We start from the raw sequence: 6,613 nt of genomic DNA, 5'->3' as shown, positions 1-6,613 counted from the left end.
AATCATTTTTACGGAAATTCCCTACAACGTAAATAAAGCCCTCTTACTGGAAAAAATCGGTCAACTTATGCGCGATAAAGTAATTGATGGCATTTCCAACGCAAATGACGAATCCGACCGTGACGGTATCCGCATTGTTATCGAATTAAAAAAAGGCGCGATTGTCAAAGTCATTCTAAATCAGCTTTTCTCGAACACACAGCTTCAAACAAGCTTCGGTATCATCAATTTGGCACTTGTAGGGGGCAAACCGCAGTTACTCACATTGAGAGAATTGGTTCATTACTTTGTAGAACATCGAGTCGATGTGGTAACCCGCCGTACCCGTTATGATTTACGCAAAGCAGAGGAACGCGCCCATATCCTGGAAGGGCTTTTAATCGCTCTTGCAAACATTGACGAAGTTATCGCCGTAATCAAAGCCAGCCGCGATGTGGCGACTGCCCGCCTCAAATTGCAAGAACGCTTTTTACTCTCCGAAGCCCAATCCGAAGCGATTGTAGAAATGCGTCTTGGCCGCCTAACAAGCCTTGAAGTTGAAAAAATTGAACAAGAACTCGCTGAACTGAAAACCCGCATCGCTTACTATAAATCCCTCTTAGCTGACGAGAAAAAACTGCGTGGAGTAATAAAAGACGAGACAAGGGAAGTTGCGGAAAAATATGGCGACAAACGCCGCACAGAAATAGACGCCGGAGAAGTTGAAAATATCAATATTAAAGACCTGATTAAAAAAGAAGAAATGATGATTCTCATATCGAATTTGGGCTATGTAAAACGTGTTCCTGTTTCCGCTTACAAAAATCAAGGTCGCGGGGGCAAGGGAACGCAGAGCGCAAAACTAGTTGAGGATGATTTTGTTCAGCAACTATTTGTCGCATCAACACACGAGTATATAATGTTTATCACAAGCGCGGGCAAGGCGTATTGGATGAAAGTCCACGAATTGCCGGAAGGGAGCAAAATCAGTAAAGGCTCTCATATCAAGAGTTTGCTTACGGTTTCTCCAAACGAGGATATAACAGCGATTGTATCGCTTAAGGACTTTAGCGACAGCGAATATCTGTTTATGGGAACCGCTTGCGGCGTTGTCAAAAAAGTAAAAACGAGCGAATTTGCCAACGCAAAAACTCGCGGCATTGTTGCGATAAATCTTGACGAAGGCGATAAATTGGTCAGCGCGTTGTTGACAAAGGGCAACGATGAAGTAGTACTAATTTCCCGCCGAGGTCAGGCGCTGCGTACCCACGAGGAGCATATACGCGCAATGGGTCGTTCTTCGCGTGGAGTTACCGGCATGAAACTGTCAAAGAGCGATGAATTGACGGGAATTTCCGTAAAAATGATTTTTTCCTTACCCTGTTTGGTAGTTTCGACACTGAACTTGCCCCGGACAAGGAGTTTTCCGCGCCCTGTTTTATAAGCCTCTTTAATTCCCTGTCTGCCAAAAATTGTCCCTCCTGTGGGGAAATCGGGGCCCTGGACAAAGCGCATAAGGTCTTCGTTATTAGCGTCGGGGTTATCGATAAGGGCGCAAATTGCGTCGCAAATTTCGCCAAGGTTGTGGGGCGCCATATTTGTAGCCATACCGACGGCAATTCCGCTGGAGCCGTTAATCAGCAGATTGGGAATTGCCGAAGGTAGTACGGACGGCTCCATAAAAGATTCATCGTAGTTAGGGATAAAATTGACCGTTTCTTTTTGCAAGTCCTGCAACATCTCATCGCCAATTTTTGAGATTTTCGCCTCAGTGTAGCGCATGGCCGCAGGAGGGTCGTTGTCTATTGAGCCAAAGTTACCCTGCCCTTTTATCAACGGGTAGCGAAGTGAAAAATCCTGCGCCATGCGGACAAGGGCATCGTACAGTGACAAGTCGCCGTGGGGGTGGTATTTACCCATTGTCTCGCCAACGATGAGGGCGCTCTTTTTTGTGCCTCCGCCCGGGCGCAAACCGAGGGTATCCATAGCGTAAAGCAGTCTTCTGTGGACGGGTTTAAGCCCGTCCCGGACATCAGGTAGGGCTCTGCTGACAATGACCGACATTGCATAATTGAGATAATCTGTTTTTACTTCGTCTTCTATCGCTATGGGAATTACCTTGCCTGTAGGCTCGTTTATTGGTAATTCTCCGGTTGTATCGATCTTTGCCACTTTTTTATCCTTAAATGAGTAAATACTGCTGGTATTATACTATTTTTGAAGATTTTGATCAAACGGGGGTATAGAGTTAAGAGTTCTCACAAAGAGCGCAAAGGGACAAAAATCACAAAGAGGGGAGAGTTATTGAACTTTGCATAATTCTTGGGAATAACATATAATAAATTTTATGGAAACGATTGAGAAACTGCGGAAAAATGGTATTTCTCTTGATTATAAGGATATTATTCCTTTGTGTAAAAAATATCATATAAATGAATTGTCGATATTCGGCTCGTCTATTCGAGATGATTTTAATCAAAATAGCGATGTGGATATTCTTGTTTCCTTTGGCAATAATGCGGAAATTTCATTGTTTGACTTAATGGATTTGGAAAACGAGTTTTCAAAGTTATTGAAAAGAGATGTTGATATTGTGGAAAAAGAAGCCCTTAAAAATCCCATTAGGAAAAACAGAATATTATCAACACGGGAAATAATATATGCCGCTTAGTGAAAATGATTTATCGTATTTTATTGATATTATAGATTGTATTTTTGATATAAATGAATTTACAAATTCAATAGAATATCATCAATTTGAGAAAGACAAAATGCGAAGATTGGCGGTAGAAAGGCAGTTGGAAGTTATAGGTCAAGCCGCAAATAAAATAAGTATTGATGTCCAAAATAACCTTAAAAATATTCCGTGGAAAAACATCATTGGTTTACGGAATAAATTAGCGCATGATTATGGGGAAATACTGGCTGAAAGAACGTGGAAAATATCAAAGGATTCGATTCAGGCGTTATTAAAAGAATTGGATAAAATTGATGAATTAAAGGAATATATCAATTCAAAACATAATGTTAATAAAAGCCTGTAATAAGAAAAAACCGCCGAAACGAACCCATAACCTTTTTGTGTGAAATACATTCCTGTTGACCCTGCCGAAGACTACCATCGGCTTCTTAGCTACCGTCATCCAAAGAAAAAGCCGATGAAATTAACAAATAGCTATAGGTGTCTGGCACTCGGCGTGTACTAAAGATAGTGCCGCCAATTTCTTGACGGCACTACGCAATTCGGGTAACAAGCACTTGGCGTGTACCAAAGTTAGTGCAGTCCCCATAAAATAGAAGGGCCACCCTAAATTTTAAAAATTACAAACCATTTGAAAAGGTATCTCCCATATAGGTAAACCGATTATTCGTTATGGTTATTTGTAAAGTCTGCGGAATCTCACTTTTCATTTCACTTGACAGATTAGCATAAGCTGTCCATGTATCTCCTGGATAAACGGTTTGTTGATCCCATGACATAAAACTTGTATTAACTTCAGTTATGACAAGGGATACATTATTTCCTGATACCGTATAAGTACCACGAATACAGCTAAAATGAACACTCATAACAGATTCCTGATATTTCCAGTTTCCCCATGATGCCTCAATTCTTTGTTGGTTGCTCGAAATCCATGCTCCTGCAAAAGAGTCTGTCTCCTGCTGTTGTTGTTCATCTTTTCCTTTATCGCTGTCATCGCAGGCGATCATTGAAAACCCGATTACCGCTACAAAGGCGATAATTGCTATGCTTCGCATAGCTACGAAAAGTTTAACTATTTTTTTCATAGTCACTCCTTGTGTGATTCCGTCTTTTATAGACGGGTAATCACGCAGATTGCGCAATGAGCAATGCTCATTGCGAACCGCCTTTATGGGCGGAAACTTTGCCAACGGCAAAGTTATACAAAAGACAGACTGTATTCCGCTGGAATACAACGCTGTCCGCTTGTACACGAAATGAAAAAAGCAATGTGTTGGATTGGTTATATATAGGGGTATCAGGCACGTTGCTGTTACTTCTAAAAACAACCTCAAAAATCGCTACTACGACATCCTCCACGAAATAACTCATCACAACAAACAAGTGCAAATCTTGCCGACAGCACCAAGCCTATCAAGGCTGCCAAAATAAACCATTTGTTCTTTTTCATAAATTTCTTCCATGTAAAAAACAAATTTCCTATTTAAAACCCGTTAATTTATAAAAATCTATACCTCGTTTAACTTGCTATATGGTAATTATTATAACGTGCTCTACGTGAGTTGTAAAGGAATTTATTACCAATTAGCATATAAATTGATGAAAAATAGCAAAAAGTGGGTTAATTGATGACTTTTCAAGAGCTTTTTATCGCAAATTTAAAGGATTTCCGAAAAACCCTCAAAATTTCACAGGCGAAGCTTGCTGAAATATGCGATTCTTCCCAAGCCTATATAGCAGAAATAGAAGTGGGAAAAAAATTCCCATCCCCCGACATGATCGAAAAAATAGCGTCAGCGTTAGAAGTTGAATCGTATTGTTTATTTCAAAATAACGCTTCAACGGACATTAGAATTTTAACGCCGTTACAAAAGCAGGAAATTATCAGCAAGATTAATGAAGCTGCTTCTAAAATTATTAATCATTATTAAAGATTTTTGTTTTTCTCGCCAACCGCTATACTTTTCCTTACTAAATATTGATAAAATCTAAAGGAGGCATATATGACAGCAGAATCAATTTATTCAGAGCAAGCAAGAAAAGACGGTTTACAGCTTATAGCCGCCTCGGACAAAGGCGATATTGAAGCCGTAAAATCATTGCTTAAGAAGGGTGTTTATATCCACGCGCAAGACAGGGAGGGCAGGTGCGCTCTTGTGGCTGCCACTTATAGGAACAATCTTGAAATTGTAGATTTGCTGATTGACGCAGGAGCGGATGTGCACTGTACGGACAGTTACAACGGGACAGGGCTTATCCGCGCCGCCGACCGGGGTCATGTTGAAATAATCAGAGAACTTTTAAAAACAGATATCCGTGTCAATCATATTAACAAGATTGGGTGGACCGCGTTGCTTGAGGCGATCATATTGGGCGACGGAGGAAAGCGGCATACTGAAGTTGTGTGTTTATTGGTTGATTCCGGCGCGGATGTTAATTTGCCGGATAAAGACGGCGTCCTCCCGTTGGCGCACGCTAAAAGCAAGGGTTATCCCGATATTATCAAGATTTTGGAAAATTCAGGGGAACGGCGTTAATGGGAATTAATTCTATCCGATTATTGTATAGTATACTATTATTTAGACTGTTACCTGCTACTATTGCGCTCACTTGGCGGCTTCCAGCATACTAATTTCAGAAAAGATTTGTTCCACACCGGGATGATTACGAAAAAGCCGTACCTTGCCGTCGTCCAGCGCCCATTCGCCGTACCCAGCCTTACCGTCCGGCGTCATAACTATTTGATATTCAAACACCAGCCGCCTTTCCGCAGGCGGCAGATTTTTCAGTTTTTCCAAAATGTATCCATCGTCCGGCATTGCGTAGGTTCGGGTATTGCCTCCGAAGTTGACTATGCCCTCCAACGTAAATTCCGCAGTCGTATCCGTCGTGTCTCTTGCCAATTTGTACTGAATGTCAACACGTAAAGCGTCCGGAAACGTGGAAAACATCAATTTGCCCGTCTCCTTGTTGAAAATGTCTTGGGCTACCTTTTTCTCTGTTTGGTTGTTTTCATCCATTTTTCATTCCAAAAAAGTGTACCCTATCTTCCATACTTCCCCCTCAGGGACGCACCAGCCGGATACCGGTGTAGTTGTCCCTAATGTACGGTTCGATGGCGCCCCGATGCACCGAACGCGCGAAAGATTTATCAGCATTATAATGACCGCCGCGCTTAATCCGATAGTCGCCAGCACTGGGGCCAACCGGATCAGTCTGCGCCTCCTTGGAGTAGGGTCCGCCCCAGTCCCAGCACCACTCCCACACGTTCCCGCTCATATCATATAAGCCAATACTATTGGGCTGTTTTCTCCCTTCATTGTGAATCTTGTTGTCGCTGTTATCTTTATACCACGCGACATCTCCTACAGTATCGCTCCCCGCATACGTGTAATCATCCTGCATAATCCCGCCCTTAGCCGCATATTCCCACTGCGCTTCAGTCGGCAAACGGTAGCCGGTGGAACCGGCAACGATTACTGCCGCGTCCCACGTCCTGTTTCTTTCTGTCGGCACTGTTCCCCATTTCGCGGGATCGGTGCTGTTTTTAATACGGTACGCGGGGGTCAGCCCCTCAGCCATGCTCAGCTTGTTGCATAACACCAGCGCGTCATACCAGCTTAAACCTACAGCAATGTGGACCCCCTTGATCTCAGGGCGGTTCGCCTGTTGCTCCACAGCCCCCCATTCTGCTTTTATTTGCTCAAAAGTACGGGGTTTTGGTATTGGGTACCCATCCTCTGCCATACCCTCTAAATGAAAAGCAAGACCCTCATGCGCCATTCGATAGGCATCATCGTAATCATCGCCCATAGAAGCAAGACCGGGAAGATCAGGGAAAACGATACCATACCCGCCATTTTCATCGTATTCAAACAAAGCAATATACTTCTTCATTTCAAATTTTCCTCTTTTATTCCGGCTTGCCTT

At 42.7% G+C, this 6,613-nt stretch carries 9 protein-coding genes and 1 pseudogene; 5 read left to right on the top strand and 5 right to left on the bottom strand.

Translation table 11 applies throughout. The features are described from left to right. Window positions 1-1,423 (top strand): DNA gyrase subunit A (locus ACYVRH_RS09550; protein ID WP_461256685.1); only part of this gene is annotated, 1,423 nt, incomplete at its 5' end. Here the strand turns inward: ACYVRH_RS09550 and ACYVRH_RS09545 are convergent. Then, window positions 1,324-2,118, bottom strand: a pseudogene (locus ACYVRH_RS09545) (DNA gyrase subunit A); the annotation flags it as partial. The gene ACYVRH_RS09550 and the pseudogene ACYVRH_RS09545 overlap by 100 nt on opposite strands. 208 nt (window positions 2,119-2,326) lie before the next feature. Between ACYVRH_RS09545 and ACYVRH_RS09540 the strand changes: the two are divergent. Both ACYVRH_RS09540 and ACYVRH_RS09535 read left to right on the top strand, forming a co-directional pair. Then, window positions 2,327-2,650 carry a nucleotidyltransferase family protein gene (locus ACYVRH_RS09540; protein WP_461256684.1) on the top strand — a complete coding sequence of 108 codons (324 nt, stop codon included), beginning with the start codon at window positions 2,327-2,329 and terminating at the stop codon, window positions 2,648-2,650. After that, entirely contained in the window at window positions 2,640-3,023 is a 384-nt protein-coding gene (locus tag ACYVRH_RS09535; RefSeq protein WP_461256683.1) for a HepT-like ribonuclease domain-containing protein, read from the top strand. The genes ACYVRH_RS09540 and ACYVRH_RS09535 overlap by 11 nt, the downstream gene beginning before the upstream one ends. Before the next feature lie 277 nt (window positions 3,024-3,300). On the opposite strand, the gene ACYVRH_RS09530 is transcribed toward ACYVRH_RS09535, so the two are convergent. After that, window positions 3,301-3,768, bottom strand: a complete 468-nt coding sequence (locus tag ACYVRH_RS09530) for a hypothetical protein (protein ID WP_461256682.1) — start codon at window positions 3,766-3,768, stop codon at window positions 3,301-3,303. 67 nt (window positions 3,769-3,835) lie between these two features. Beyond that, window positions 3,836-4,042 carry a hypothetical protein gene (locus ACYVRH_RS09525; protein WP_461256681.1) on the bottom strand — a complete coding sequence of 69 codons (207 nt, stop codon included), beginning with the start codon at window positions 4,040-4,042 and terminating at the stop codon, window positions 3,836-3,838. Window positions 4,043-4,311: 269 nt separating this feature from the next. Here ACYVRH_RS09525 and ACYVRH_RS09520 point away from each other — a divergent pair, with 269 nt between their 5' ends. After that, the gene (locus ACYVRH_RS09520; protein ID WP_461256686.1) at window positions 4,312-4,614 is read left to right on the top strand and encodes a helix-turn-helix domain-containing protein; all 303 of its coding nucleotides are present in this window, start codon (window positions 4,312-4,314) and stop codon (window positions 4,612-4,614) included. A gap of 72 nt (window positions 4,615-4,686) precedes the next feature. Beyond that, entirely contained in the window at window positions 4,687-5,220 is a 534-nt protein-coding gene (locus ACYVRH_RS09515; protein ID WP_461256680.1) for an ankyrin repeat domain-containing protein, read from the top strand. Between the two features lie 69 nt (window positions 5,221-5,289). On the opposite strand, the gene ACYVRH_RS09510 is transcribed toward ACYVRH_RS09515, so the two are convergent. Continuing rightward, entirely contained in the window at window positions 5,290-5,703 is a 414-nt protein-coding gene (locus ACYVRH_RS09510) for a hypothetical protein (protein ID WP_461256679.1), read from the bottom strand. A gap of 43 nt (window positions 5,704-5,746) precedes the next feature. Beyond that, window positions 5,747-6,613, bottom strand: an 867-nt coding sequence (locus tag ACYVRH_RS09505; protein WP_461256678.1) for an SUMF1/EgtB/PvdO family nonheme iron enzyme, incomplete at its 5' end; no start/stop codon positions are given.

The organism is Treponema sp. R80B11-R83G3, from assembly GCF_054786115.1.
Note: the sequence above shows the minus strand (reverse complement) of the source record. Positions and strands in the feature narration are given on the sequence as shown.

Bases quoted from the DNA above. Each gene is read 5' to 3' on its own strand.
- ACYVRH_RS09540 (WP_461256684.1), top strand. From the start codon at position 2,327: ATGGAAACGATTGAGAAACTGCGGAAAAATGGTATTTCTCTTGATTAT.
- ACYVRH_RS09535 (WP_461256683.1), top strand. From the start codon at position 2,640: ATGCCGCTTAGTGAAAATGATTTATCGTATTTTATTGATATTATAGAT.
- ACYVRH_RS09530 (WP_461256682.1), bottom strand. From the start codon at position 3,768: ATGAAAAAAATAGTTAAACTTTTCGTAGCTATGCGAAGCATAGCAATT.
- ACYVRH_RS09520 (WP_461256686.1), top strand. From the start codon at position 4,312: ATGACTTTTCAAGAGCTTTTTATCGCAAATTTAAAGGATTTCCGAAAA.
- ACYVRH_RS09515 (WP_461256680.1), top strand. From the start codon at position 4,687: ATGACAGCAGAATCAATTTATTCAGAGCAAGCAAGAAAAGACGGTTTA.
- ACYVRH_RS09510 (WP_461256679.1), bottom strand. From the start codon at position 5,703: ATGGATGAAAACAACCAAACAGAGAAAAAGGTAGCCCAAGACATTTTC.